We start from the raw sequence: 626 nt of genomic DNA on the forward strand, positions 1-626 counted from the left end.
AGGCCGTTGGAATGCCAGTCGGGTTGCGTTTGGCCGTTGTAGACGCGGCCCGTGACCAACGGCCTATCGCAATCGCCGTCTGCCCAACTGATCAATACTTCTTCACCGACTCTCGGAACATGCACGCCGCCGTAACCGCCGCCCGTATCGGACATGGCGACGCGCACCCAGCACGATGCTTTTTCATCACCGTCATTGATGCGGTCCCAGTGAAAACGCACCTTGATGCGATTCAGCGGATCGGTATAGACCTCCGCATTTGCAGGGCCGACGACAATCGCGGTCTGCAAATGCATCTTCGGTTTGTGATGGATAAATGGGCTGCGAAACGGAACAATCTTGCGCTGAACTTCGATCTCAACGAGAAAGAATCCTTCGCTGCCATCCGCATGCGCGACCTTCAGGCCGTGATGGTTAGCTTTCGCAGCAGCGAGTTCACTCTTAAGGCTGTGAGGGAAATCGCCAGCCTGACTGGACACTGGCAGATTGTTCTCGATGAACCAGGCGGCTTCGATAATCGCAAACTGGCGGTTTTGCTGGTTATCTGCTGCATGGCCGGGGTGGTCGTCTAGTTCGAACCAGCGACCCGCATCCGCACCACGCACACCGCCTGATCCGTAAAACCG

The 626-nt window shown here is 56.7% G+C and carries 1 protein-coding gene; it reads right to left on the bottom strand.

Translation table 11 applies throughout. The features are described 5' to 3' along the window. The coding region (locus FQ705_RS22360) for a type VI secretion system Vgr family protein (protein WP_144144395.1) at nt 1-626 on the bottom strand (626 nt) is incomplete at both ends.

Origin of the sequence: Paraburkholderia sp. BCC1884 (genome assembly GCF_900996225.1) — a bacterium.
In the GTDB taxonomy this organism is placed as follows: domain Bacteria; phylum Pseudomonadota; class Gammaproteobacteria; order Burkholderiales; family Burkholderiaceae; genus Paraburkholderia.